This window comes from Gallaecimonas zhanjiangensis (assembly GCF_057624825.1).
Genome location: NZ_CM172603.1, coordinates 3531462 through 3556518 on the forward strand (window position 1 = coordinate 3531462; position 25057 = coordinate 3556518).

The 25057-nt window shown below is 60.0% G+C and carries 21 protein-coding genes; 4 read left to right on the top strand and 17 right to left on the bottom strand.

The annotated features are described in order from the left end of the window. Positions 1-9: 9 nt before the first annotated feature. The 11 genes from tssC (AC22G1_RS16720) to tagH are packed head-to-tail and all read right to left on the bottom strand — an operon-like array spanning position 10 to position 14062. The gene (gene tssC / locus AC22G1_RS16720) at positions 10-1524 is read right to left on the bottom strand and encodes a type VI secretion system contractile sheath large subunit (protein ID WP_487314372.1); all 1515 of its coding nucleotides are present in this window, start codon (positions 1522-1524) and stop codon (positions 10-12) included. 39 nt (positions 1525-1563) lie between these two features. Then, positions 1564-3057 (bottom strand): type VI secretion system contractile sheath large subunit, encoded by a 1494-nt coding sequence (gene tssC / locus AC22G1_RS16725; RefSeq protein WP_050657890.1) that lies wholly within the window; start codon positions 3055-3057, stop codon positions 1564-1566. Next, positions 3054-3560, bottom strand: a complete 507-nt coding sequence (gene tssB, locus AC22G1_RS16730; RefSeq protein WP_050657891.1) for a type VI secretion system contractile sheath small subunit — start codon at positions 3558-3560, stop codon at positions 3054-3056. Before tssB ends, tssC (AC22G1_RS16725) begins: the two co-directional genes overlap by 4 nt. A 41-nt stretch (positions 3561-3601) precedes the next feature. Further along, positions 3602-4726 carry a type VI secretion system protein TssA gene (tssA, locus tag AC22G1_RS16735; protein ID WP_487314373.1) on the bottom strand — a complete coding sequence of 375 codons (1125 nt, stop codon included), beginning with the start codon at positions 4724-4726 and terminating at the stop codon, positions 3602-3604. Positions 4727-4757: 31 nt separating this feature from the next. Continuing rightward, positions 4758-5540 carry a PP2C family protein-serine/threonine phosphatase gene (locus AC22G1_RS16740; RefSeq protein ID WP_050657893.1) on the bottom strand — a complete coding sequence of 261 codons (783 nt, stop codon included), beginning with the start codon at positions 5538-5540 and terminating at the stop codon, positions 4758-4760. Positions 5541-5544: 4 nt separating this feature from the next. Next, positions 5545-6216, bottom strand: coding sequence for a type VI secretion system-associated protein TagF (gene tagF / locus AC22G1_RS16745; protein WP_050657894.1), 672 nt, complete (start codon positions 6214-6216; stop codon positions 5545-5547). A gap of 9 nt (positions 6217-6225) precedes the next feature. Beyond that, a complete protein-coding gene (gene tssM / locus AC22G1_RS16750) occupies positions 6226-9735 on the bottom strand; it encodes a type VI secretion system membrane subunit TssM (RefSeq protein ID WP_487314374.1) in 3510 nt (1169 codons plus the stop codon). Positions 9736-9754: 19 nt separating this feature from the next. Beyond that, positions 9755-11050 (bottom strand): type VI secretion system protein TssL, long form, encoded by a 1296-nt coding sequence (gene tssL, locus AC22G1_RS16755; RefSeq protein WP_487314375.1) that lies wholly within the window; start codon positions 11048-11050, stop codon positions 9755-9757. 24 nt (positions 11051-11074) lie between these two features. Next, positions 11075-12397 (bottom strand): type VI secretion system baseplate subunit TssK, encoded by a 1323-nt coding sequence (tssK, locus tag AC22G1_RS16760; RefSeq protein WP_050657897.1) that lies wholly within the window; start codon positions 12395-12397, stop codon positions 11075-11077. Positions 12398-12408: 11 nt separating this feature from the next. Then, positions 12409-12873 carry a type VI secretion system lipoprotein TssJ gene (tssJ, locus tag AC22G1_RS16765; protein WP_487314376.1) on the bottom strand — a complete coding sequence of 155 codons (465 nt, stop codon included), beginning with the start codon at positions 12871-12873 and terminating at the stop codon, positions 12409-12411. Positions 12874-12877: 4 nt separating this feature from the next. Further along, complete coding sequence (gene tagH / locus AC22G1_RS16770; RefSeq protein WP_487314377.1) at positions 12878-14062, bottom strand: type VI secretion system-associated FHA domain protein TagH; 1185 nt, start codon at positions 14060-14062, stop codon at positions 12878-12880. 227 nt (positions 14063-14289) lie between these two features. On the opposite strand from tagH, the gene AC22G1_RS16775 reads away from it, so the two are divergent. Next, positions 14290-16230 carry a serine/threonine-protein kinase gene (locus AC22G1_RS16775; RefSeq protein WP_487314378.1) on the top strand — a complete coding sequence of 647 codons (1941 nt, stop codon included), beginning with the start codon at positions 14290-14292 and terminating at the stop codon, positions 16228-16230. Positions 16231-16275: 45 nt separating this feature from the next. Here AC22G1_RS16775 and AC22G1_RS16780 read toward each other — a convergent pair whose 3' ends face one another. After that, positions 16276-17484 carry an SO_0444 family Cu/Zn efflux transporter gene (locus AC22G1_RS16780; protein ID WP_487314379.1) on the bottom strand — a complete coding sequence of 403 codons (1209 nt, stop codon included), beginning with the start codon at positions 17482-17484 and terminating at the stop codon, positions 16276-16278. Positions 17485-17648: 164 nt separating this feature from the next. Between AC22G1_RS16780 and purH the strand changes: the two genes are divergently transcribed. The 3 genes from purH (at position 17649) to AC22G1_RS16795 (ending at position 20936) form a co-directional block, all read left to right on the top strand. Continuing rightward, on the top strand, positions 17649-19211 hold the full coding sequence (purH, locus tag AC22G1_RS16785; RefSeq protein WP_487314380.1) for a bifunctional phosphoribosylaminoimidazolecarboxamide formyltransferase/IMP cyclohydrolase: 1563 nt from the start codon (positions 17649-17651) through the stop codon (positions 19209-19211). A 9-nt stretch (positions 19212-19220) separates the two neighbouring features. Next, positions 19221-20501 carry a phosphoribosylamine--glycine ligase gene (gene purD / locus AC22G1_RS16790; protein ID WP_487314381.1) on the top strand — a complete coding sequence of 427 codons (1281 nt, stop codon included), beginning with the start codon at positions 19221-19223 and terminating at the stop codon, positions 20499-20501. Positions 20502-20597: 96 nt separating this feature from the next. Next, positions 20598-20936: a hypothetical protein gene (locus AC22G1_RS16795; RefSeq protein WP_487314382.1), complete on the top strand. Its 339-nt coding sequence runs from the start codon at positions 20598-20600 to the stop codon at positions 20934-20936. Here AC22G1_RS16795 and eutC read toward each other — a convergent pair. From eutC to AC22G1_RS16820, 5 genes are all read right to left on the bottom strand, one after another. Further along, positions 20933-21682, bottom strand: a complete 750-nt coding sequence (gene eutC, locus AC22G1_RS16800) for an ethanolamine ammonia-lyase subunit EutC (RefSeq protein ID WP_487314383.1) — start codon at positions 21680-21682, stop codon at positions 20933-20935. The two genes, AC22G1_RS16795 and eutC, sit on opposite strands and share 4 nt — an antisense overlap. Before the next feature lie 3 nt (positions 21683-21685). Next, on the bottom strand, positions 21686-23071 hold the full coding sequence (locus tag AC22G1_RS16805) for an ethanolamine ammonia-lyase subunit EutB (RefSeq protein WP_487314384.1): 1386 nt from the start codon (positions 23069-23071) through the stop codon (positions 21686-21688). Between the two features lie 92 nt (positions 23072-23163). Next, positions 23164-23754 carry a putative adenosine monophosphate-protein transferase Fic gene (locus AC22G1_RS16810; protein ID WP_487314385.1) on the bottom strand — a complete coding sequence of 197 codons (591 nt, stop codon included), beginning with the start codon at positions 23752-23754 and terminating at the stop codon, positions 23164-23166. Then, positions 23744-23914 carry a YhfG family protein gene (locus AC22G1_RS16815; RefSeq protein WP_487314386.1) on the bottom strand — a complete coding sequence of 57 codons (171 nt, stop codon included), beginning with the start codon at positions 23912-23914 and terminating at the stop codon, positions 23744-23746. The genes AC22G1_RS16810 and AC22G1_RS16815 overlap by 11 nt, the downstream gene beginning before the upstream one ends. A gap of 91 nt (positions 23915-24005) precedes the next feature. Continuing rightward, positions 24006-24983: a quinone oxidoreductase family protein gene (locus AC22G1_RS16820; RefSeq protein WP_487314387.1), complete on the bottom strand. Its 978-nt coding sequence runs from the start codon at positions 24981-24983 to the stop codon at positions 24006-24008. Positions 24984-25057 lie beyond the last annotated feature (74 nt).

Sequence of the window (25057 nt, forward strand, 5' to 3'; positions counted from 1 at the left end):
AATCGTCCTTCAGGCCCCGTTGACCGGGGTCAGTTCAGTGATGAGCTTGACCCCGGTGACCAGCTGGTCGAGCTGGAAGTGGGGTTGTAAGCGAATAATGGAGTAGTAGCGGCCCGGCTCGCCGGGGCGCTCCCTGACCGTGACCTTGGCTTCGCGCAGCGGAAAGCGGGCGCGCATTTCGTCCGACGCCCCTTCCGAGGCCATGGTGTAGCCGTGCAGCCAGCGTTGCAGGAACGACTCGCACTCCTCGGGAGTGCTGTAACCGCCGACCCGGTCGCGGCCCATGACCTTGAGAAAATGGGCAAAGCGCGACACGCACAGGGTGTAATGGAGCATGGTAGAGAGGCGGGCGCTGAGCTGGGCAGTGGTGTTGTCGTAATGGCGCGGCGCCTGTACCGATGCGGCCGAGTGCAGCACCAGCATCTCGGTGTTGGTAAGCGGCAGCAGCGGCAAAAAACCCTCTTCGGCCAACATGCGTTCGAGGCGGTCAGACACCTGCCATTCCACCGGGGTGCGGGTCTGATAAATGGCGCCGCTGCGGGTGAGGTTTTGAATAGCCGGCAGGTTGTCGATAGCGCCGAAGGTGACCCGGCCACGCTGGTAACCGCGAATATTGGCAAACCAGCCGGACTCGCAAAAGGCGCGAATGATCACGGTGCCGGCGGCAAAGGACGCGGGCCCCCACAGAAAATCGCGCTGCGGGTTGGCCCGCGATTCGATAAAACGAAACGCCTCGGGGCCCTCCCCTTCGCCCCGGTAGGGCGGGCGCATCATCACCCTGGGCATGGCCAGGGCCAAAAACCGTGAGTCGTCCATCTCCCGAAGGGCCCGCCACTTGGCAAGCTCGGGGGAGGCAAAATAGCTGGATAGCTCACGCATGCCGGTAAGATCGGCAAATTCGTCGACACCGAAAAAGCTCGGCTCGGCATTGAGCACCACAGGGGCAAACGCGGCGGCCGATACCCGGCTCAATTCCTTAAGGGTATCGAGGTTGCTCTGGCCGCCTTTGCTGCGGTGGCTGAGGCTGTAAGCCCCAATAAGCACGCCGAAGGGTTCGCCCCCCGGCATACCGAATTCGTTGGAGTAAATCTTTTGAAAGAGCCGGGACTGATCGAATTCGATAGCCCGGGTCAAATCCTTGGAGAGCTCAGCCCAGTCCAGATCCAATACCCGGATCTTCACCAGGCCTTCACTGTCGTCGTGGGCGGCCTGCTCGGTGAGCAGCCACAAGCCACGCCAGTTGGCCTCGACGGCCTGCAACTCGGGGTGATGCAAAATGGCATTGAGCTGGGCGTTGATAAGCTCGTCCAGCATGACCAGCGTCTTGGTCAGCAGCGCCTTGACGCTGTTATCGGTCCAGTTTTTTTCGGGGTTAACCCGGCCAAGCCACATCAACAGCGCCTTGAGCTCATCGGGCTCAGCCGCCACCCTGGCCATGAAACCCATGGGCAACAGGGGGCTGGCCTTGACCGGCTCAGGCTGTTCGAGATAGTCCTTGGCGACAAACTGCAATGCCATGTTCATACGCATCCTTGCGGGGCGGCCAGGCCGCCCCAGGCATTATCAGCCGCCGATCTCGGGGATCTTGGCCACCAGGCGCAGCGAGGTGGTCAGCTCTTCCATCTGCAGCCAGGGGCGTAGCCAGGCCACCGCGTTGTAAGAGCCAGGGCGACCGGGGATCTCCTTGACCTGTACCTTGGCGTCGGCCAGGGGGTACTTGGCACGGATCTCCTGGCCACCGCCCTCGGAGGCGTTGACGTAGGTGAGGATCCAGCGGTTGAGCCAGGATTCCACATCCGCCGCTTCCATGAAGGAGCCAATCTTGTCGCGGGCCATTACCTTCAGGTAATGGGCGAAACGCGAGGTGGCCATCATGTAGGGCAGGCGCGCCGAGATGGCGGCGTTGGCGGTGGCGTCCGGGTTGTCGTAGATCTTGGGTTTCTGGCAAGTCTGGGCACCAAAGAACACGGCGTAGTCGGTGTTCTTGTAGTGGCACAGCGGCAGGAAACCGAGCTTGGACAGCTCTGCCTCGCGGCGATCGGTAATACCGATCTCGGTGGGGCATTTCAGATCCGGGTCGCCATCGTCACTGGTGAAGATGTGAGTCGGCAGGCCTTCCACTTTGCCGCCGCCCTCAGCGCCGCGGATAGCGGTGCAGAAGCCGTACTTGGCAAAGGCGTCGGTCATGCGGGTGCCCAGAACGTAGGAGGCGTTCATCCAGCAGTACTTGTCGTGCTCGGTGGTACCGGCGCGGCCGGTGGTCGGGTCCACGTCGAACTCTTCGTAGCCGAACTCTTCGATGGGCTTGGTGTTGGCGCCATAAGGCAGACGCGCCAGCACCCGCGGCATGGACAGGGTCACAAAGCGCGCATCTTCAGAGTCGCGGAAGGAGCGCCACTTGGTGTACTCCAAGGACTCGAACACTTTTTCCAGATCCCGCGGTTTGGTCAGTTCGGTCCAGTTGTCAAAACCGAACAGTGACGGGGACGCCGCCGACAGGAAGGGGCAGAAACCGGCTGCGGCCACGTTGGACATCAGGCTCAGGGTTTCCATGTCGTTGGGGTGGTTAGTGAACTCGTAGTCGCCAATGATGGCGCCGTAGGGCTCGCCGCCCGGGGTGCCGAACTCGGACTCGTAAATTTTCTTGAAAACCTGGGACTGGTCGAACTCCACCGCCTTGGACAAGTCCTTGTGCAGCTCCTTTTTCGGCAGGTTCATCACCCGCAGCTTCATGGCGGCACTGGTTTCGGTGTTCATTACCAGGTGGTGCAGGCCACGCCAGGAGCCTTCGAGCTTCTGGAACTCGTCGCTGTGCATCACTTCAGCCAGTTGGCTGGAGATAAGCTGGTCCAGGGCGTTGATGGCCTGGTTGAAGGTGACCGTCAGGTTTTTATTCCAGGTGACGGTGCCCTTCATGGCCTCTTCGGTAAGGGTACGGATAAGCTCTTCGGCGCGGCTGGACTCGGTTTGCTTGGTAGCACCGATGGCCTGCTCCAAAAGCGACAGGGAAATTTCTTCTTCCGTAGCGACGGCGGCGCTTTGCTGTTCGGCACTCATTGCTTGTCCTCCCCGTTACCCAGTTCGGTGGCCAGCTTTTGCAGGTCGTCCGAATTGTTCAGTACCCGCTCGAGCAGCACTTCGAGCTCTTCGGAGCGGTCGACCTTGGTCATCAGATCGCGCAGCTTGTTGCGGGTTTCCATCAGTTGGCGCAGCGGCTCAACCTGGTTAACCACCGCAGCCGGCTCGAAATCGGCCATGGAGTTGAAGGCCAGTTCCACACTCATCTGTGTACCGTCATCACTCAGCTTGTTGTCCACCTTCAGCTTGATTTTCGGGCTCATCCGACGCATTACGTCGTCAAAGTTGTCCCGGTCAATCTGGATGAAACGGCGATCCTTGAGGGGTTTGATATCGGTATTGTTGTTACCGGAAAAATCCCCCATTACGCCGACCACGAAGGGCAGTTCCTTCTTGACCATGGCGCCTTCGGTTTCGACGTCGTAGGTGATGTGAACGCGGGGTTTGCGGACCCGGTTCAGTTTCTGGTGAATGCTATCCATGTCATGGTCTCCTGAGGCAATTCACGGTTTAAGGGCCCGAGCTACTCCTGGGATCCGGAACCCGGCACGCCCGTTAACCGGCAGAAACCGGCGCGGGCACCATCGTCACTGATGAGCTCTTGCATCAGCTCGGGAAGCGTCAGCTTGCTCCAGCGGATGGCCTGCTCAATGGCGTAGGACACGGGAGAGTGGGGTTCGGTCTGGCGGAAAAAGTCCGCCAGTCGAGCCAATTGTTTCACCGCCTGCTCGCGGCCATGGATAGCAACCTCGATAGGGTCGCCGCCCCTGGCTGCGGCTGGTGCGTCGGCGTCACCGACTGCGGCGTCTTCATCCAGCGCCACCGGTTCGGCCTGGGCGCGGGCCTTTTCAATGACCGCGCCGGCGTGGAACCAAAGGGTGTCGTGGCAACGTTGCAGCGCCTTGGTGATCTGGGTGGTGGGCTGGGGCTCCTGGCTGGCGTTGTCCATGGCATCGGACAACCGCTTGAACGCCGCCTGGGCACCTTCAATATGGTCGGCAAGGGCCGCCAGCTCGCTGGCCGGCATTTCCTTGACCGTTTGGTTTATCTGCTCGAACGAGGCCGCGCCTGCCTTTATCTTCTGCTCGGCTTTGTCTTTATCCAGCCGGTTTATTTCGGCGGCCTGCTCGCAATGCCAGGTGGCAAAGGGGCCGAAGCTCTGGCCGAAAAAGAGCGGAATAGACAGCAGCGGCTGAATCAGGGCGCCTTCGGCGTCCAGGCCGTTAAGCCCCACCAGGGGCGCCAGCCGGGTGGCGATGCCCTCTTCGTCGGGCATGGGGTAGAGCTGGTCCCAATACTGCTCGATAAGGTTAGCGGCTAGCAAGAAGCCGTCTTTGAGGCCTAAAAAGCCGTACTCGCGGCACCAGGCTTCAATCAGCCAGGTTACCAGTTCCAAGTCTTTGGACTGGCCGGAGACGATATCGGGGATCTGTTGGCTCAGATCGCGCCACTGGCTGGGGGGCTGGTAGTCTTCTTCCAGCACCGCCTGGCGCTCAATGGCCCGGGCCTGGCTGCGAATGTCTTTGAGGGTAAAATAGGGAGAGACCGGTGACTCGTCCTCACGGAGATCGACGCCGCACGGACTATCCTCGGAAATAGACGCCATCAGTGCGTCAAAATCAAAGAGAGAAATGGTAATTTCGCTCACAAGCTATCCCTAGCAATTTAATTCCAGACACCTAGCGAGAGTAAATTGGGATGGTTACATCATCACCGTTTTCGCTAGAAAATCCAGCATAGCAATCCTGCTGTGCCTTCACAAGAACACAGGTAATATTATCTTTTGATTTTTTAACTAAAGCTGAATGCATCATGGCCATTCCGGCTTCTTCCAATTCACCGACGGACAAAAAGGCATTTAGCTCTTCCTGATTAAATTCCTTGCTAATGCCGTCACTGCAAATAAGGAAGATATCCCCGTCTTTGACCTCGCCATTGAGGTACTCGGCGGCCAGCTCGTCATCCACCCCAACCGCCCTGGTGATCACGTGTGCCAAGGGATGGGACTCGGCATCCGCCTCATCCAGGAGGCCTTGTTCAACCATTTCAGCCACTTGCGAATGGTCGCGGGAAACTTGCCGAAGCTGGCCGTCGCGGGCTAAATAGCAGCGGCTGTCACCCACCCAAAAAAGGTGAAATTGATTACCCACAACCATTAATGCCACCACGGTGGAACCTATGGTTTGATCATCTAAAAAACGGGCGCCGTAATCACGTATCTTTTGATTAGAAAGGGATAAAGCCTTTTCCAAATCATTTACCGTGAATTTGCCTACGTCTTTTTTTCTGATCTCGCTATCAACGGTGTCACAAATTAATTGGCTAGCCACATCACCGGCCTGATATCCACCCATGCCATCGGCCACTACCCAGATGCCCCTGTCGGTCACATCCAGGTAGGCGTCCTCGTTATGATTACGGGTGCCACCTCTGTGGGTAAAACCGGAAGAAAGATAACGCATTGTCTTATTGCTCCATCAAGGTCGCGGTCTGCCATCCCTGTTCCTGCCATTGTCCGGCCAGGAGTGCCGCGAACTGTCCCACCTGGGGAAGGCCCCGGGTGGAGAGCCAGCAGGGTTCGACATAAGCCGAGCCCTGGGTCCACCAGAGGGTCTTTTCTTCTTCTTTATTCAAAAGGGCCGCCAGCAATTGGCGCTCCGACACTTCGCCGGGAAGCACCAGGTTGCCTTCTTCGTTGGGCAGCCGCAGCCGGCCGGGGGTTGGCGCCGGGGGTTTTATCTCCCCCAGCCCCTGTTGCCAGGCCGCTTCGTCCCAGTGGTCGTCCAGCACCGCCAGCACTTTTTCTTCCAATTGGCCGGCCCATTGCGGGTCACGCCAGGCATCGAGTGCGCGCCCCGGATACTGGCCAATCACCATAAACGGAAAGTGCCGCCCTACCCTGTCCACCGACGGGATAAAGGTGCCCACCAGCCCGCTTTCACTCAGGGTGTCGGGGCTGGCCGCAAAGTGCCAGATGGGCGCCGTGAGGTAGGCGTCCAGCCAGTTCTCGCCCAGTTGTTCGCGGCTAACCGCCAGGCCCGCCTGGCACCACTCGAAAAACAGGTCGCGAATGGCGGGGGGCAGCTGGTGGCTGATGAAATCCCCGCGGTTTGGCACCTTACCGAAATATCCCCACATCAGTCCGTCCTACAAGGTTCTGGGTAACTGGAAGCTCTCCAGCATGCTGGTATTAAAGGGTTGCTTGACCGAGTTGGTGACCAGCTCCAGCTTGGCCTGGTATTCACCTAGGCTGATTTCCACCAGCTCGTGGCGGTCCTGGGTGGACAGCCGCGCCGATTCTTGTAACAGCTTGAAGATGGCCCAGGGCCCCTGGTAGCTGGCCGCCAACGGTGACGAGCTGCCGGTGGGGGTAAACACCACCCGGGTCAGCTGGGCGCCGGTGCGCTCGGGCCAGTTAAAGCTGATAAAGCGCGGCGGATCGTGGCGGTAGATGAGATCCTGGCCGTCAATTTCCAGCATGAACTGACTGACCCTTGAGTCCAGGAACACCGGCTTGAGGCTAAAGCCCAGGCGCGGCTCGCCGGAACCGCGCGGGAAGAACACGTCGCGGATCTGCTGGGCCTTTTCAAAGAGCGCCAGGCTGCTTTGGCTGATGCCAATGTCTTTGGTGAGGGTCCAGGGGCTGCGCTGGGTGTCCACATAGGGCTTGAGCTGGTCGTTAAAGAAGCTGTCCAGGGTGCCGCCGTAACCGAAGAACCCGGCAAAGTCCTGCAAGGCCACTTCCGAGTCGGCCTGACGGCGGAAGGGGTATTTGCCGGCAATGGCGCTGCGATAATCGCGGTATACGCTGGAGCGCCAAATCTCGTTGATGGAGCGGCTCACCGACTGGCGCACCACCTTCTTGGCATCGACGATAAAGTCGCCCATCAGGCCGTCCAGTTGGTCGGTTTCGGAGTCCGCCAAGGCGGTGTAGAAATCCTTGAGTGCATCGTCAAACTGGCCGCGATTGACGGTGGCAATGGCGTGGGGGCGCGACAGCCCGCCTTGCTCTTCAAAGTAACGGGCCGCCACTTTGATATCGCCTTGCATCTGCGCCACCAGCTCGTCGGACACGGCGTTCAGGCGTTCGAAGGATTTTTCCACCGGGGTGGCCTCGGGCTCGTCCTGGGCGATGGTGGAAGCCACCAGGCCGGAGAGCTGGCGCTTACGCTCGGACAAGCGGGCGTTGGCGATGTCTTTGGCCTGATCAGCGGCGGCATCGAGCTTGCCGGCCTGTTTGGGCTCGGACAAATCGGTGTTTTTCTTCACTGCCGACAGCAACCGGCTCACCGGCGCCTCGGGGCCTGACAACAGGTTGGCGATACGGGCGCCGTCGCGGGCGTTGTCGAAGGGCTTGATGCGCAAGTCCTTGATGAACTCTTCCCAGACATAGACGTAATCGCGGAAGTAACGCTCGGCCACGCCTTTTTGGATGGCGTTCTCGTCGAGGTTTCTAAAGTCGTTGTCTTCCTGGCCGTAGACCCAGGAGTCCTCCACCAGGCGCTTAACGATCTTGTCTTTTTCCGGCAAGAACACGCCGTTGTAACCGTTGCGGGTATAAAGCCCGGGAATGCCAGCGTTGAGATCGGTGCCTGAGCGGCGCTCAAAGACCCCGTCTGCCACCGAGCCCAAAATGAGCGGCAGGCGGAAATCGGGCAGCCGCGAGTTCTGGGCGTCGAGCTTCATGCGGTGATAGGCGCGCTCGGCAAGGGGCATGGCGGTGAGCTCAGCCTGGGCATTGGCCACCAGTTGGTTGTCTACCGGCAAGGCCTGGCCCAGGGCCAGCAACCGGCCCAGGTGATTGTTCAAAGACTCACGGGTAGCGCGATTAACCTCGCCGGGCAGCTGGCGCTCGAGCATCAGCTCGAACCAGGCGTGGACCTGGTCGGCATCCAGATGGGCGCGCTCATGCAGCATCAGGTAGGTCTTGAGGGTCTCGTAAAGGTACTCGAGGTTATCGAGGTTGGAACCAATCTCAGACTCAAGGCTCGAGGTCAGCGCCTTACCCAAACGCATTTGCAGCAGGCGGCCATAGGCGCCTTCGGCGGCCTGGCCCAGCTTATTACCTTGGAACAAACCCAGTTGCTGCGGGCCACCGGCCGGCATCGGCTGGCCTTCTACCCCCGGCATGGACGACACCGCCGTCAGCAGGCCGTCGAGCTTGACCCAATCGAGGTCTTGCTCGTCCAGGGTGGGTTGCAGCTCTTTGAGGGTCTTGTCGTAACCGGCCACAAGGTTGCTGTTCCACTGGAAGGAAAGATACCAGCTCACCCCCAGCGCCACGGTGCAAACGGCGGCGGCCGCCAGGGCCACCCGGCGTACCCACACGAAACGTTTTTCGTGGGCGACATCGGTGCTGGCCAGGTTGTGCTCGGAGAAGATGATGTCTTCAAAAAGGCGGCGCAAAAAGAAGCCGTCGCGGGTGCGGGCCACGGCCGGCGCGGCCGGGGCCTTGACCTTGAACTGGCTGTCCACCAGCTTGGAAACCTTGTCCTTGGCCTGGCCGCCCTGCTCGGACGACACCAAATAGATGCCCCGCAGCAGCGGCACTTCTTCATAGGCAGAGGGGAAGAACACCTCTTTGAGCATGTCCCACAGCGGCGCCTGCAACAGTGCCAGTTGCTTGGAGAACTGGTAGATGCGGCGCTGGGCGTTGGCGTTGCGCTCTTGCTGCAAACGGTGCAGGGCGAACTTGTCTACCCGTTGCAGCATGTTGATAAATTCCGCCTCAAAGGCGCCCGGCAGGCTCTTGGGGTCGCGCACCGATTGCAGCGGGAAGGTCATGCCGAACACTTCTTCGCGCTCTTTTTCCGAGAGCTGGGCAAAGACGTCGTTAAAGCCTTCCAAGAGGTCGAACTTGGTGAGCAGCACATAGACCGGGAAGATAAGCCCCAGGCGGTTTTTCAGCTCCTGGACCCGCTGCTTGAGGGCGCGGGCATGGAGCATGCGCTCGGTGGGGGTCTGCTCCAGCAGATCGGCCACGCTCACCGACAGCAGCACGCCATTGATGGGGCGGCGCGGGCGGTTTTTCTTCAACAGCCCCAAAAAGGAGTTCCAGCCGCGGGCGTCGCGTTTGTCGGCGCTGTCCTGGGTGGTGTAGCGGCCGGCGGTATCAATCAGCACCGCCTTGTTGGTAAACCACCAGTCGCAGTGGCGAGTACCGCCAACGCCTTTGACCGAGTCGATGCCCATTTGCTCTTTTAACGGGAATTCGAGCCCGGATGAGAGCAGCGCCGTGGATTTACCACAGCCGGGGGCACCGATGATCATGTACCAGGGCAGCTCGTACACCGAGCGAAAACGCCCCGGCTTCCACTTTTTCACCAGCGCCAGGGCTTCGCGCATCCGCTCGCGCAGGGTCTCTACTTCTTCTTTAAGCAGCTCATCGTCGGTGTTGGCGCCGCTGAGCATTTCGTTAACGACCTGTTCGTTGGCCTTTTTCTCGCGCTTCATGCGCAATAGGTACACACCTACCCACACCAGGGCGATCAGCAGCAGGAAGATCACCCGCGCCGCCACCGAGGCCAGGGGCTCCCAGCCGGCGATGGCTAATAGCGGGCCGCCAAACCAAATGATAAGGGCCAGGGCCAGAGCCCCCAGCACGATAACGGTGTAACGGGAGGTCAGTATCGCTCCGAGGCGACGGATCCATGTCATGCCTTTCATCTATCTAGCCTCAGGGGATCAAATCAATTTCCACCCGCCGGTTAAGGGCGCGGTGTTCGTTACTGTCATTGGGGTACAAAGGTTCGGCTTCGCCGCGACCTTCCGGCCAGAGCCGCCCGTCAAGCTTGCCGCCGCTGGCCAGCACATTGGCCACCGCATTGGCGCGGGCCAGGGACAAATGCCAGTTAGACGGGTACTTGCTGGTGAAGATGGGCTGGTCGTCGGTGTGGCCGGTAACCAGCACCTTGCCGTGGGTGGATTCCAACGCCCGGGCAATTTTGTTCAGTACCGGGGTCATGTCTTCGCGCACCGTGGCCGAGCCGGAACCGAACAGCGCCTCGTTGCCGATACGCAGGCGAATGCGGTCCGGCAGGTACACCATCTCCAGCAAACCTTTGTCTATTTCGGTTTGCAGGATCTGGCGCAGGTATTTGGCGTCGGCCGAGTCTTTCAGGTCGCCCTGCTCGTCCCCTGCCACCGGCTGGGACGCCACCGACACCTTGGAGAAGTTCAAGAAGGTGGTCTGGGACTTTTGGTTAATTTTGTAGACAAAGCCCATGTACAGCAGCAGCAACACCACCCCGCACAGGGCAAAGGCCACCCACAACGGGAAGCGCTGGGCCAGCTCGTCACCGGGCACCAGCTTTTGCTCCCAATCCCCTTCAAAGGGGGTGGCGTAGCGGCCCTTGTCGGCACAGATTTGCTGGTAGATGCGGTCTTTGAGGCCATCCAGGGCTTCCTGCCCCAGGTTCTCGACCCGGTATTTGCCCTTAAAACCCAGGCTCAGGCACAAGAACTGCAGCGTCAGCAGCGGCACGTCGTTGGTGCGCTGGGCCTTTTCCACCAGTTCAAAAAAGTGGATACCGGCCAGGGTCTCGGAGTGAAACTCCGACAGCAACGAACTGGCGGCCCATTGGCCGCTGCCGCCCCAGGGGCTGTTGAGTACGATTTCGTCCAGCAACGCGCACAGGCAGTAAGACGCCATGTTGACGGTGTCTGGCGCCACCTGTTGGCCCTGTAATGCGCGCAGGTATTCACGGATAAGATCCATGCTCTGGCGCTTGAGGGCGCTGATGTCGTCAACGCTGCTGGCCTGGCCGAGGCGGTCGGCCAGAGACAAAATCTTGGACGCCTCGTCCACCAGCACATCCAGGTGGGTGGCGGGGAGCCGGAACCGGCCGCGCTGAAACTCGTCGCTGACCGAGGCCAGGGCGGTTTTGTCGTCATGGCCGGCCGGCTCTTGGGCCGGGCGCGGGGGCGCCTGGCGAGCGCCGGGGCGCGGCTTGATTATGGTGCTGTCATTCATACTCACATCCCTGTGGGTGCTGGTTTATTGCCTGATGGCCCAAAGCTCCAGGGCCAGGCCCGGGTAGTTACCGGACACGTGCAATGCCAGACCGCCGCTTTGCTTGAGCTGCTGCCAGCGCTCCGACTGGCTGTCGAGCAGGAAGTAGTGGTAACCGGCATGGTAGGGGATCTGCCGCGGCGCGACCGGCAAGGCGCTGACGCCGATACCGGGCAGATGGTTGTTCACCAAGTCGCGGATATGCTCCACCGGCCCCAGCTTGATCTGGGTGGGCAGGCGGCGGCGAATGTCTTCGGTGGTCAAATCGGCCTTCACCGCCAGCACCAGTTGAGCACTGGCCAGCATGGATTTGTCGGTGAGCGGCGCCACCTTGATACCAAACTGCGCTTCCTCGAGTTTGAGGGCCACGGCGGTTTGTTCCAGCACCGTCGACAGCGACTGGCTGATCACCGCCATCAAATCACCAAAGGTCTCGGTGAGGCGGTCGTGCTGGTAAGACGGCAGGGCCGGCGGGCGCTTCTCGGCGCGGGTAAAGGTGGCCATTTCACCGGCTAGGGTCACCAGCAGGCTGTAGAGCCGCTCGGGGTGCACCTGAGGGCTGTCTTTGAGGTGTTCGAGATTGGGCTGCCAGCGGTTAAGGGCTTGAAGCATCAGCACGTCCAGCAAGGTGGTGGACTGCTCGGCGCCCTTTTGCATACGCATGGCCAGCGCCTGGGCCCGCTGTTTGACCATGGCCAGCACTTCGCGCAGTAAAGAGGCCAGCGGGGTTATGGCGTTGATATCCAGGCACGGCGCCATGTAGCTGCGATCCAGCTTCACTTCTTTTTCGTTGATCACTTCAATGATGCGCGCCAGCGGCAAGGTGGCAAAGCCGGCCATGTCTTCCCGCTCCAGCTTGAGGCTGGGGTTGAGGTAGGCAAGGCTTAAGTCTTCTTCGTCGCCATCGTCCAAGGACTCGTCCAGCACCTTGACGTCGCGCATCACAAAGCGGCCGATGTGGTGGGAATCGGCGGCCACAATATTGGCGCCAGCCAGCTTTTCCAGGGGAATGGCCAGGTACACCAGCTCGTCGCGGGCATCGGCCGGCACTTCTAAAAGCAGGTTGTCCTGCTGGTCAAACTCGAACGGCAGGCCGTCGGGGAAGAGCCCGGCGCCTTTAATAACGCTGACCTGGCCCAGCGGCAGGGCTTGCTCGTCCAGGGTCAGTTGGTTGACCCCATAACCGAACGGGAAGATGCGGCTGTGGCGAAGCCTTGCGGCGTGATAGTGAAAACGGTCTTGTTGCTGAAAATGCTGCGGGCGCAGCAGCATACCTTCTGACCAGGCGACCTTTGCCAAACGTTCCATGTTGCCTCTCGTTATCCCTTGGTGCTGATAGCCAGCGCATCCAGTTTCAGACTGACATCCTTGTAACCGGTGGGATCGGCATCCAGCACCAGGCGCCATTGGGCGTTCTCGATATCGCGGTAGGCCACCACCACGCCGATAAAACGGGTTTTGCCACTCAGGCGCAGTTTGATGTCGCGTTTCTCGCCCGGTTGCAGCTCAAAGTCGTCCACTTTGACCAACTCGTTGCCAAGGGCACTGGCGGCGTCGCCGTAAAGATTGAAAAAGTCGCTGGCATCAAAGGCGCTGCGGCCATTGAGCTGGTAGACCTTCATCACCACCGGCGAGGGCCGGCCGGTGTAGTCGGGGTTGAGGTTGTCTACAGCACTGACATTGAGATCGGTGCTCGGCTCGTAAACGGCGTTAGCCACCACGCAACCGGCCAGCATCACCAGCACGGCAGACATAAAGAAAGGACGCAGCCACTTGGCGTACATCGGATCACTCCTGTTTCAAAGTACGGATAGCGTTTTCGTAGGCATCAACAAAGAGATCGGAACGCATCATGCGCTCGGCATCGCCATATTCATGCTTGAGGTGGTCTTGCTGGCGCTGCCAGCGTTCAAAGGCGCGGGCCTTACCAATCACCGGCATTTTGTCCAGGGCGCTGTCTTCCACCACCGCATCGGTTTCCAACAGCGACACCACTACCCTCTCCACGGCCGCCATCAGGGCTTGCTCGTGGTGGCGGATATCGGCAAAGGCTTCTTCGATGGCCTCCTGGGGGCCAAGGAAGGAGTTGTGGCGGCGGATAATCAAGGACTCCAGGGCGTCCTGGGCGGTGGCAGAGAACTTCAGGGGGTTGTTTTCCTGGCGACGGAAGGTGGTTTGCTGCACCCGCAGCTTCTGCTTTTGCTCAGCGCGCATGTGCAGCAGATCCAGCAGCCTTTCGAGCATGATGCGGGTGAGGTTGCCCAGCTCCTTCATCAGCGCCGCATCCGGCGCCTTGTCGGTAAACTGCTTTTGCATGCCCAGGCCTTCGAGCAGGGCCTCTACCAGCTCCGGCTTGGCCTGGGGTTTGGGCGCCTCTTCCTTGGCAGGCTCTTTGTTGCCCCAGTTCCACTCGGTGGGAATACCGTCAGCGCCGGTACTTTTGGGCATGTCTACATGGCTGTCGGCCGAGCCGGGTTCGGCCAGGGAAGAAGCCAGGCTGCCAAAGCTCAAACTGGGCTCAGGGGCCGGGGCCGGCGCCGCCGGTTCGGCCGGCATGGGGGAAATAGGCGCAGAAGCTAATTCAGTGTTTTCTGAAAAAGAATTAACTGAAGCCGTTGAATGTGTTACCGGTTCTGGCTTGTCATTATTTTGACTTACCAGCTTCACGGCAATTTCATAATCGCCGATACGAAGCACGTCACCGTCATTAAGTTTTGAGGGGTTTTCTTTACCCAACGGCTGGGTGGAATTATTCACAAAGACACCGTTGGTCGAAATATCTTTCAACCAGTAGGCATTATCTTTTTTTACGATTTCAGCGTGCTTAGAAGAGATAACCCGATCCGGGTCAGGCAGCTGCCAATCACATTGCTCTGAACGACCAAGCAATTGATTTTCATTGGAAAAACGCTTAACAGACTGAATAGAGGGAGACAGCCTGTGGTAGCTTGTTATTTCAAGCTCCAGTTCCATGGCACTTTACCTTTCCTTGATAACAAACCTGCCTATTTGCCTTTCTCCTGAAAGACAACGGCTCAAGATTACGGATCCCCTAATGGACTGTCAACGCGATCCATTTCATGTTTCACTTAACTTTGTGGAAAATAAAATCACCGTTATAGTACAGTTCATGTTGAAAGTTCAGGATGTGAACTTTACTTTTGCCCCCTCTTAATTAATGAAACAAAGGATGTTTCAGCATGGAAGCCAGCGCCCAGACTCACACCACTGTGTCCGGTCAACTTGAGCCCGTTGCCAACCACAACGATCATCAGTGGACCGACAAAACCCTCAAGCAGCGTTACCGTATTGAATCCCTGATTGGCTCCGGGGGCATGAGTGACGTCTACAAGGCAACGGACCTGCACCTGGAAGAAGCCGGTGCCCGCGACGCCCAGGTGGCAGTGAAAATCCTGCGCGCCGAGCTCACCAAAGACAGCTCGGCCCTGAGCCTGCTGGCCAGAGAAGCGGCCAAATCCAAGCGCCTTTCCCACCCCAATATCATCCGCGTGTACGATCTGGACCACGACGGCGACACCTGGTTTATGGTGATGGAGCTGCTGGAAGGCGAGCCTCTGTCCAAGGTTATCCAGCGGGCCAAGCCCCAAGGCCTCAAATGGAAGGGCGCCGCCAAGGTGCTGGAGCAAATCCTCTCGGCCCTGGCCTTCTCCCATGCCCAGGGCATCGTCCATGCCGACCTCAAGCCGTCCAACATCTTTGTGACCAGCCAGGGCAGCATCAAGATCCTCGATTACGGCGTCGCCCAGGCCCTCAAGCCCACCGGCCACGAAGACTTCCTAAACGAGCAGCAAAGCGACGAAACCACCGTTTACGGCTACACCCCGGCCTATGCCTCCACTTCGCTTATCGCCGGTAAAGAACCGACGGTGTGCGACGACCTCTACGCCATGGCCTGCGTCTCTTACGAACTGCTGAGCTCACGCCACCCCTTTGATCGCAAAAAGCTCAGCGAAGAAGAGCGCCGCCAGTTCAAGCTGACCAAACCGGCCAATATGCCCGGGCGCCTCTGGCAGCCGGTGCGCAAGCTCTTAAAAGAAGAAAAGCCGCAGCCGACCCTGCACCGCCTGCAAAAGGTGATAGAGCCGCTGCGCCTGGGCAATATCCTCTACCCGGTGGCCCTGGCCGCGTCGGTACTGGTGGCATTCAGCCTGTGGAGCCACGGCAAGGATGAGGTGGCAAGCCTGCAGGCGCAGCTTGACGCCATCAACGGCCACCAGCAAAACCTCGAAGCCATCAACCTGATGCCGGTTGAAGATCTGCTGGCTAAGCTGCCCAGCCTCTCCCCCCAGGAGCAGGCTGGCCTGCTGCGGGTTAACCGCAACCGCATCCTTGACCACTACGAGCAGCGCATCGACAGCGCCTTAAAAGAAGCAGACCGCCCGGATCTCCCCAACTTCCCGGCCGCCGCCTTGGTACTCAAAGAGCTGCTCAGTATCTTCCCCAACGATGACGAGGTGCGAAATCTCGACCTGCGCCTTGAGCAGCGCCGCCAGTCCTTGCTGAGCGCCTTGACCGAAGAATACAAAGCTCGCCTGGAACAGGCCGCCTACAACGATAAAGCCGCCATTGAAGAGCTGGACGCCCTCAAGGCCGACCTGCACTTTTTGAACCCGGCGCCCATCGTGCCCTCCGAGGCGGCCCAGCAAAAACTGGCCGAGAACCTGAACCAAGCCATGGCCAACGAAGACGCCCCCGCCATCAGCCGCCTGATGGATGTGGCCGGGCGTTTCTTCCCCGCCTCCGATACCCTGGCCGAACCGCTGGCCAAGGCCGGCGCCCTCAAAGACGCCATCGGCCAGTTGGCCGATTACCAGCAGCAGGTGGATAACGGCCAGACTCCGCAATACCCGGTGCAGGCCGCCGAAGCCTTCTACCAGACCAAGCTGTCGGGCTGGCAGCAGCGGATAACCGACGCCAAAGAGCCCAAGGAATTGGACGCCGTTTATGACGAGCTGAGCGCCTTTGAAACCGCCCTACCGGCCAAGCTGCCAAGCGTTACGGCATTGAAAAAGCAGCTGGCCAACGCCTACCTGGCCCAGGCCAACGAGCTATTGAGCCATCGCCGGGTGGTAGCGGCTCAGCCGTTGATGGAAAGAGCCAACCAGCTGATGTCTCAATAAAAACCGAGTTGAAGGTGATAAAAAAGCGGCCCTCGGGCCGCTTTTTTAATGGCTGTGACTGTGCCCTGCCCCCGGCTTTAACTGCCGGTAAAGGCTCGCCAGCATCAACAGCGCCAGCACCAGCGCCGAGCCGATGCTAAGCCACTGGGGCAGCAAGGCATGGCTGCCGCCTTGGGCGGCGATACCGGCAGGCCAGAGCCCGGCCAGGTAGTTGGTAAGAAAACCAAAGCCGATGGCCGGCACTATCACCCCGGCGAGATAAGCCAGCAGCGCCCGGTTGCCCAGCTCTTGGCGCACTAGGCCAATGGCGGCGGCGTTGGTAGCGGGGCCCGCCAGCAAAAACACCAGCACCGCCCCCGGCGATACCCCGCCCAGCAACAGCCCGGCGGCAATAGGGGTGCTGGCGGTGGCGCAGATATACATGGGGATGCCAATCAGCACCATCACCACCATGGCGGTAAGGCCGCCGCCCCAGCGACTGAGAAAATCGGTAGGTACATAGCTGACGACCAGCGCGGCAAACACCAGGCCGATAAGCAGCCATTTGACTGAGTCGTCCACCAGATCATGGGTGACAAAATCCCAGCCCTGGCGCCACTTGCTTTTGCTGCTGTCCACCGGGGCGCAGCAGCTGTCTGCTGTGCAATCGCTCGCCTTGGCCACCACGCTTTCGCCAGCGCAGCAACTTGCGGCTTTCGGCGTCTCGCTGGCGCAACAGCTGCCAGTGTCTTTAGGCTTGTCACCGCCGCAGCTCGCTTTTGCTGGCGCTGCGGTGTTACCGCCACAACAGGAGGCGGCCTCGGCTTTGGGGCCGCAGCAACTGGCCGGTTGCGGGGTGAAAGATGCAAACACCGGCGCTTTGGCACGCCCGGCCAAAAGCCCGGCCAGCAGCGCCGAGGTGATGGCAGCGATGGGCCGCACTATGGCCAGCAAGGGGCCCAACAGGCCATAAGACACCGCCACCGAGTCCACACCGGTTTCCGGGGTAGACACCAAAAAAGACACGGTGGCGCCTTTGGAGGCCCCGGCCCGGCGCAGGCCCATGGCCGCCGGCAAGACCCCGCAGGAGCACAGCGGCAGCGGCGCACCAAACAGGGCTGCCTTGGCCACCGGTTTAACCCCTTCGCCGCCCAGGTGGCGGCCCAGCCAATCGGCCGGCAACCACACCTTGATGGCGGCGGCGGTAATAAAGCCCAGCAGCAGCCAGGGGGCTGCGTCCATAAAGAGTGCTAAAAAGTGCGTCAGTAATGTCATATCCACCTTGTCCGCTTCGAGACATGGAACAAGCCTAGCCTTTAACGCTACTCCAGGGTCAAGAGGCCAAGGAATTTCCCCCGCCGCTCCCCCTTCGGAAACGTTTTCGTGTAGAATACCGCCCGCTTTTTCCTATTCTTATCGCCAGCCATAGAGACCAACTGATGCAAGACGCTCGCCCCATCCGTCGCGCCCTTATCAGCGTATCTGACAAAACCGGTATTACCGACTTCGCCAAGGCCCTCACCCAACGTGGCGTGGAGATCCTGTCCACCGGCGGCACCTACCGCCTGCTGAAAGACAACGGCATCAATGTCACCGAAGTGTCCGAGTATACGGGCTTTGCGGAGATGATGGACGGCCGGGTGAAAACCCTGCATCCCAAAATTCATGGCGGCATCCTGGGCCGCCGCGGCGTAGACGATGGCGTGATGAGCCAGCACGGCATCAACCCCATCGACCTGGTGGTGGTGAACCTCTACCCCTTCGCCGCCACCGTCGCCAAACCCGATTGCAAGTTTGAAGACGCGGTTGAGAACATCGACATCGGCGGCCCCACCATGGTCCGCTCCGCCGCCAAAAACCACAAAGACGTGGCCATTGTGGTGAACGCTGGCGACTACGGCCGGGTTATCGACGAGATGGACCAACAAAGCGGCAGCCTCTCTTTTGAGACCCGCTTTGATTTTGCCATCCGCGCCTTCGAGCACACCGCTGCCTACGACGGCATGATTGCCAACCACTTTGGCGCCATGTTCGGCGAATCCAAGTTCCCGCGCACCTTCAACACTCAGTTTGTGAAGAAGCAGGATCTTCGCTACGGCGAAAACAGCCACCAGCAGGCGGCTTTCTACGCTGAAGCCGAGCCCAAAGAGGCCTCCATTGCCACCGCCATCCAGCTGCAAGGCAAGGAACTGTCCTACAACAACATCGCCGACACCGACGCGGCGCTGGAATGCGTCAAGGAGTTCGTGGAGCCTGCCTGCGTTATCGTCAAGCACGCCAACCCCTGTGGTGTAGCGGTGGGTGCCAGCATCCTCGAAGCTTACGACCGCGCCTTTAAAACCGACCCCACCAGCGCCTTTGGCGGCATCATTGCCTTCAACCAGGAGCTGGACGGTGACACCGCCAAGGCCATTATCGAGCGCCAGTTCGTGGAAGTGATCATCGCCCCCAAAGTCTCCGCCAGCGCCCGTGAAGTGTGCAGCGCCAAAACCAACGTGCGGGTACTGGAATGCGGCGAATGGACAGCGCGCCCGGCAGCCCTGGACTACAAGCGCGTTAACGGTGGCCTGCTGGTTCAAGACAAAGACCAGGGCATGGTGAGCGAGAGCGACCTGAAAGTGGTTACCCAACGCGCCCCCACCGCGGAAGAAATGAAAGACTTGCTGTTCGCCTGGAAGGTGGCCAAGTTCGTGAAATCCAACGCCATCGTCTACGTCAAAAACGAGATGACCGTCGGCGTCGGCGCTGGCCAGATGAGCCGCGTATATTCCGCCAAAATCGCCGGCATCAAGGCCGAAGACGAAGGCCTGGAAGTGCCCGGTTCAGTGATGGCTTCTGACGCCTTCTTCCCGTTCCGCGACGGTATCGACGCCGCCGCCAAGGCCGGTATCACCGCCGTTATCCAACCGGGCGGCTCTATCCGTGACGACGAGGTCATCAAGGCGGCCGACGAAGCCGGCATCGCCATGGTATTTACCGGCATGCGCCACTTCCGCCACTAAGGAGTCAGCATGAAAGTTCTGGTTATCGGCGGCGGCGGCCGCGAACATGCCCTGGCCTGGAAAGCGGCGCAGAGCGAAGAAGTTGAAATCGTCTTTGTGGCGCCGGGTAACGCCGGCACCGCCCTTGAGCCCAAACTTGAGAACGTCAGCGTCACCGGCAATGCCAACCTGGTGCAGTTTGCCAAGGACAATAACGTTGAGCTGACCATAGTGGGCCCCGAAGCGCCGCTGGTAGCGGGGGTGGTGGACGCCTTTCGCGCTGAAGGTCTGGCCATTTTCGGCCCCACTGCCGCTGCGGCCCAACTGGAAGGCTCCAAGGCCTTTTCCAAGGACTTCCTGGCCCGCCACGCCATTCCTACAGCCCAGTACCGCACCTTTACCGAGGTCGCGCCAGCCCTGGCCTACCTTGAAGAGCGCGGCGCGCCTATCGTGGTCAAGGCCGACGGCCTGGCTGCCGGCAAAGGCGTGATTGTGGCCATGACCTTGGATGAAGCCAAAGACGCGGTAAACGACATGCTCTCTGGCAACGCCTTTGGCGATGCCGGCGCCCGGGTAGTGATTGAAGACTTCCTGGACGGCGAAGAAGCCAGCTTTATCGTCATGGTCGACGGCAACAACGTCACCCCCATGGCCACCAGCCAGGACCACAAACGGGTTGGCGACGGCGACACCGGCCCCAACACCGGCGGCATGGGCGCCTACAGCCCGGCCCCTGTGGTGACCACCGAAGTCTACCGGCGCATCATGGACGAGGTGATCTACCCGACCGTGGAAGGCATGAAGGCCGACGGCATCCCGTACACCGGCTTTTTGTACGCTGGCCTGATGATCGACCAGAGCGGCGCCCCCAAGGTTATCGAGTTCAACTGCCGCTTCGGTGACCCGGAAACCCAGCCGATCATGATGCGCCTGAAATCCGACTTGGTGAAACTGTGCCTGGCCGCCACCGCTGGCCAGTTGGACAAGTTCCCCGAAGCCCATTGGGACGAGCGCCCGGCAGTGGGCGTGGTAATGGCCGCCGCCAACTACCCCGACACGCCCCGTAAGGGCGATGCCATTTCCGGCCTCGATGAGGTACCGGAAGGGGTTAAGGTGTTCCACGCTGGTACCGCCGAGCAGCACGGCCAAGTGGTCACTAACGGTGGCCGGGTGCTGTGCGTAACCGCCCTTGGCGACAAGGTGGTGTCTGCCCAGCACAACGCTTACCAAGGGGTAAGGGCCATCCACTGGGACGGCGCCTTCTTCAGAACCGACATCGCCTACCGGGCCATCGCTCGGGAAATGGACTAAAAAAAGCCGGCACGAGCCGGCTTTTTTATCCGCTATCTTGCACCAAAGGGCGCTTTCTCTTAGGGTTGGCGCCTGTTTTTTATGGGGTTTTCGATAATGCATGTTCCCGGCTGGTTACGCTATCGCCTCTACGCCATCCTGGTGGCCTGCCTGATTGGCGGCGCCTTTATTCCCGAATTTGGGGAGCTGGCTGGCAGTTGGCACACGCCGCTGCACCTGCTGACCTTCGCCCTGGTGGCGCTGATGGGTTGCTGGGCCTGGCCCAGCCTTAAATGGTACTGGCAACTGGTGCCGGCGTTGCTGCTACCTGTTATTCAGGAAGTGTGCGAAATGTATGGCTACGGCCATGGCCTGGAATGGGGCGACATCCTGGTGGATATGGCCGGTGGCCTGATTGGCATTGCCCTAGCCGCCCTGCTGCTTCGCCGCCGTTAACCCAGCAAGAAATTGCCTTGCTGGGTAAGCGCCGTGTCCATGGCGCTTTCGTCTTTTAACGCCACGCCGCTTATTCCCCGGCGCCAGGCCTCGCTCATCAGGTAGCCCTGGCGTTTGGCCGCGTCCTGGTAACTGAGCCCCGCTGGCCGCACGTTGGAGATGCAGTTGCGCCGCTCATCGGTGCAGCCCACCTCTGGCTCGTAAGTAAAATAGAGCCCCAGGCTATCCGGGGCGCTAAGCCCCGGGCGCTCGCCAATCAGCACCAATACCATCCGCGCCCCTAAAAGGCTCGCTACCTCGTCCCCTATGGCGACCCGCCCCTGGGTTACCACGCTAAGGGGCGCCAGGGACCAGTCTTTCAGCTCGGGCCTTAGGGCCGCCAGAAAAGCGGCAGCGTTTTCTTCGATGGCCAGGGCCGAGAGGCCGTCCACTATCACCAGCGCCAGATCGTAATCACCCTGATGGCGCTCGGCTATTTGCCGCGACGGCGCGTCCAGGCGCCGGCCCCAGTCGGGGCGCTTAAGGTAACTGGCGCGATCCGGCGCCTGGCTGGTTAAAAAGAGCACCGGTTCGGGTAGTTGGCTCTCCAGTTTGGCCACATCCAGCGCCTTATGGACCGCGTCGCGGGCACGGGCGTGGTCAAGCTGAAAAGCCAACTGCTTTGCGGTAGGCAGGCTCACCCCGGCCCGCCCTTGGCCGATGCGGGCGGCGGTAAATTGTTGAAGCTGTTGCCAGGCATCACTCATAGCTCAGCCCTCCAGGCGTTTGATGGCAGGGGCAAACAGCGGCGGTACCCCTTTGGGTAGCCGAAACTCCCTGTCCAGGATCTGCATTTTCTCCAGCCAGGCTTCAAACTCCGGGGCCGGGCGTAGCCCCAGTACCCGGCGCAAATACAGGGCGTCGTGAAAGGAGGTGCTCTGGTAGCCGAGCATGATGTCGTCCGAGCCCGGAATGCCCATGATGTAGTTGCAACCGGCCACTCCCAGCAGGGTCAGCAGGTTGTCCATGTCGTTCTGGTCGGCCTCGCAGTGGTTGGTGTAACAAACGTCTACCCCCATGGGCAGCCCCAGCAGCTTGCCGCAAAAGTGATCTTCAAGGCCGGCGCGGGTGATTTGCTTGCCGTCAAAGAGGTATTCGGGGCCGATAAAACCCACCACGGTGTTTACCAGCAGTGGCTCAAAGGCGCGGGCCACGGCGTAGGCGCGGGCCTCCAGGGTTTGCTGGTCTACCCCGTAATGGGCGTTGGCCGACAGCGCACTGCCCTGGCCGGTCTCGAAATACATGACATTACTGCCCACCGTGCCGCGCTTAAGGCTAAGGGCCGCCGAGCGGGCCTCGGCCAACAAGTCCAGGGTGACCCCAAAGCTCTGGTTGGCCTTTTGGGTGCCGGCGATGGACTGAAACACCAGATCCAGCGGCGCCCCCTGCTCCATCACCTTGAGGCTGGTGGTGACATGGGTCAGCACGCAGGACTGGGTAGGAATGTGGTACTGCTGAATAACCCCGTCCAGCAACTCTAAAAGGCGGCGCACCTGGCCGACGTTGTCGGTGGCCGGGTTGATGCCAATCACCGCATCGCCGTTGGCGTAGAGCAGGCCGTCGAGAATACTGGCGGCAATGCCGGTGGCGTCATCTGTGGGGTGGTTGGGCTGCAACCGGGTGGCAAGACGCCCCGGCAGGCCAAGGCGGTTACGAAAGGCGGTCTCGACCCGGCATTTTTTGGCAACCAGGATAAGGTCCTGATTGCGCATGATTTTACTGACCGCCGCCGCCATTTCCGGGGTAATGCCGGGGGCGATGGCCGCCAAGTGCTCGCTGTCTGCTTCATCGCTTAGCAGCCAGTTGCGAAAGTCCCCTACCGTCAGCTGGCTAATGGCAGCAAAGGCGCGGGCGTCGTGGCTGTCGATGATAAGGCGGCTGACATCATCTTCTTCATAGGGCACCACCAGCTCGCTTAAAAAAGCCTTGAGCGGCACCTCGCTCAGCGCCAGTTGGGCCAGGGCCCGCTCCTCATCAGAGGCGGCCGCCAGCCCGGCCAGCTCGTCTCCCGAGCGCAGCGGCGTGGCCTTGGCCAGCAGGGTTTTAAGATCAGGAAAAACAACCGATTGGCTGCCGAGCTGGTAGCGAAAAGCCATGGCAGGCTCCCGAAAATGGCGTTCTTTTAACCATCCCGGTCGCCGCTGGCGCCGTCAAGCGCCGCCATCAAAAAACCGGCCCTAGGGCCGGTTTATATGGGGGTGATCACCTTGCTGAAGATCCTTACCAGCGGCTCCAATTCGCCGTGAAATCCCCATCTATTGGCCAGTAACCACTCTTCTTGCTCGACTGGCGTCCAATCCATCAGGTAACCGGCATTGGCCGCCAGCATATCGAAAAGTACCCTCTGGGCCCGGCCATTCCCCTCCCGGAACGGGTGGATAACATTCAACTCGTTATAAAAGTCGGTCATGGTCAGAACGAAGGCATCGGTATCCAAGCCTTTGAAATAATAGGCATCAGCCAGCTTATCAAACAGCTTTTTCGCCTCCCGTTGCACATGGGGCTGATGGCAAAAGTGTTCGTCGTCTTTACTGATATCCACCGAGCGCAATTCGCCCGCCCAGGCATAGATATCCCCAAACAACTGGCGATGAATGCGCTGGAGGGTCGATAAATCGAATGTATCAGGAAGGGTGTCGAATTCACTGGCTCGAATTTCGGTCAAATGCCGCTCGGCTTCTTCCAGTGCAAGACTATCTTGGATGTTCAGCAGGTTTCTAAGGACGGTGGAACCGGGATAACAATAAGGGTCCTGCTGGACCCCGTATTTATCGTGCATATTTGGCTTTGGCTTCGGCTATGCGGACCGCTACCGGCCGCTCATCCTTGGGCACCGTGTCTTTGCCTGCACTGAACCCCTCAAGCCGCAAACTGGCCTGGAAGTTGGCGTCACGGTTTTTAATGAAAGCCGCTCTTTTTTGCTCAGCTGTCAGTGCCATAACCTCACCAAATATCGAGAAATAAGCCGCCTAAGTATATCTAAAAGCTGTACCTCCTTGGTACAGCTTTTAACCAGTAGGCAGGTGGTGTTCAGGGCAGCAGCACCGTCGAGCCGGTGGTTTGGCGGCCAGCAAGGGCGATGTGAGCCTCGGCGGCGTCTTTGAGGGCAAAGCGCTGGCCTATCTGCACTTTTACGTCGCCATTGGCCACCACACTGAACAGGTCTTGGCACATGGCCTTGAGCCGCTCGGGGGTGTCGGCGTAGCCGTTGAGGCTGGGGCGGGTCACGAACAGCGAGCCTTTTTGATTCAAAATCGCCAGGTTCACCCCTTCCACCGGACCGGAGGAGTTGCCAAAGCTCACCATCAGGCCGCGCGGCTTGAGGCAGTCCAGCGACGTCAGCCAGGTGTCTTTACCCACCGAGTCGTACACCACGTCACACATGGCGCCGCCGGTCAGTTCTTTGACCCGCTCAACCACGTCTTCTTTGCTGTAGTTAATGACTTCCCAGGCGCCGTTGGCACGGGCCAGGGCCGCCTTTTCTTCGGTGGAGACGGTACCGATAAGTTTTACCCCCAGGGCCTTGGCCCACTGGCAGGCAAAGGTGCCCACGCCACCGGCGGCGGCATGAAAGAGCACCACGTCACCGGCTTTAAGCTCGGCGGTCTGGCGCAGCAGATACTGGCAGGTCAGGCCCTTTAGCATCATGGCGGCGGCGGTTTCAAAATCGATGCTGCCTGGCAGCGATACCACTTTGGCGGCGGGCAGCACGTGGTATTCGCTGTAGGAGCCCAGCGGGCCCTGGGCGTAGGCCACCCGGTCGCCAACGCTCAGGCCAGTGACGCCTTCGCCTACCGCATCAATCACCCCGGCGCCTTCGGTGCCAAGGCTGGTTGGCATGACGGGGGCCTTGTAGAGGCCGTCACGAAAGTAGATGTCGATGAAATTCACGCCCACGGCGTGGTTTTTTACCCGCACTTCGCCGACTTTGGGTTCGGCCGGGGTCACCTCGGCCCATTGCAGGGCCTCTGGGCCACCGTTTTGTTCGATTTGAATACGCTTTGCCATTGCTAACTCCTTATTGGCGTTGGCTTAGTGATACCACTTTGCCGCCCTTGCGATCCATTGCACTTTAGCAGGAG

What these genes read in the sequence shown, in the direction of transcription:
- tssC (WP_487314372.1), bottom strand. Translation starts at nt 1,524, where the DNA reads ATGAACATGGCATTGCAGTTTGTCGCCAAGGACTATCTCGAACAGCCT.
- tssC (WP_050657890.1), bottom strand. Translation starts at nt 3,057, where the DNA reads ATGAGTGCCGAACAGCAAAGCGCCGCCGTCGCTACGGAAGAAGAAATT.
- tssB (WP_050657891.1), bottom strand. Translation starts at nt 3,560, where the DNA reads ATGGATAGCATTCACCAGAAACTGAACCGGGTCCGCAAACCCCGCGTT.
- AC22G1_RS16740 (WP_050657893.1), bottom strand. Translation starts at nt 5,540, where the DNA reads ATGCGTTATCTTTCTTCCGGTTTTACCCACAGAGGTGGCACCCGTAAT.
- tagF (WP_050657894.1), bottom strand. Translation starts at nt 6,216, where the DNA reads ATGTGGGGATATTTCGGTAAGGTGCCAAACCGCGGGGATTTCATCAGC.
- tssM (WP_487314374.1), bottom strand. Translation starts at nt 9,735, where the DNA reads ATGACATGGATCCGTCGCCTCGGAGCGATACTGACCTCCCGTTACACC.
- tssL (WP_487314375.1), bottom strand. Translation starts at nt 11,050, where the DNA reads ATGAATGACAGCACCATAATCAAGCCGCGCCCCGGCGCTCGCCAGGCG.
- tssK (WP_050657897.1), bottom strand. Translation starts at nt 12,397, where the DNA reads ATGGAACGTTTGGCAAAGGTCGCCTGGTCAGAAGGTATGCTGCTGCGC.
- tssJ (WP_487314376.1), bottom strand. Translation starts at nt 12,873, where the DNA reads ATGTACGCCAAGTGGCTGCGTCCTTTCTTTATGTCTGCCGTGCTGGTG.
- tagH (WP_487314377.1), bottom strand. Translation starts at nt 14,062, where the DNA reads ATGGAACTGGAGCTTGAAATAACAAGCTACCACAGGCTGTCTCCCTCT.
- AC22G1_RS16775 (WP_487314378.1), top strand. Translation starts at nt 14,290, where the DNA reads ATGGAAGCCAGCGCCCAGACTCACACCACTGTGTCCGGTCAACTTGAG.
- AC22G1_RS16780 (WP_487314379.1), bottom strand. Translation starts at nt 17,484, where the DNA reads ATGACATTACTGACGCACTTTTTAGCACTCTTTATGGACGCAGCCCCC.
- purH (WP_487314380.1), top strand. Translation starts at nt 17,649, where the DNA reads ATGCAAGACGCTCGCCCCATCCGTCGCGCCCTTATCAGCGTATCTGAC.
- purD (WP_487314381.1), top strand. Translation starts at nt 19,221, where the DNA reads ATGAAAGTTCTGGTTATCGGCGGCGGCGGCCGCGAACATGCCCTGGCC.
- AC22G1_RS16795 (WP_487314382.1), top strand. Translation starts at nt 20,598, where the DNA reads ATGCATGTTCCCGGCTGGTTACGCTATCGCCTCTACGCCATCCTGGTG.
- eutC (WP_487314383.1), bottom strand. Translation starts at nt 21,682, where the DNA reads ATGAGTGATGCCTGGCAACAGCTTCAACAATTTACCGCCGCCCGCATC.
- AC22G1_RS16805 (WP_487314384.1), bottom strand. Translation starts at nt 23,071, where the DNA reads ATGGCTTTTCGCTACCAGCTCGGCAGCCAATCGGTTGTTTTTCCTGAT.
- AC22G1_RS16810 (WP_487314385.1), bottom strand. Translation starts at nt 23,754, where the DNA reads ATGCACGATAAATACGGGGTCCAGCAGGACCCTTATTGTTATCCCGGT.
- AC22G1_RS16815 (WP_487314386.1), bottom strand. Translation starts at nt 23,914, where the DNA reads ATGGCACTGACAGCTGAGCAAAAAAGAGCGGCTTTCATTAAAAACCGT.
- AC22G1_RS16820 (WP_487314387.1), bottom strand. Translation starts at nt 24,983, where the DNA reads ATGGCAAAGCGTATTCAAATCGAACAAAACGGTGGCCCAGAGGCCCTG.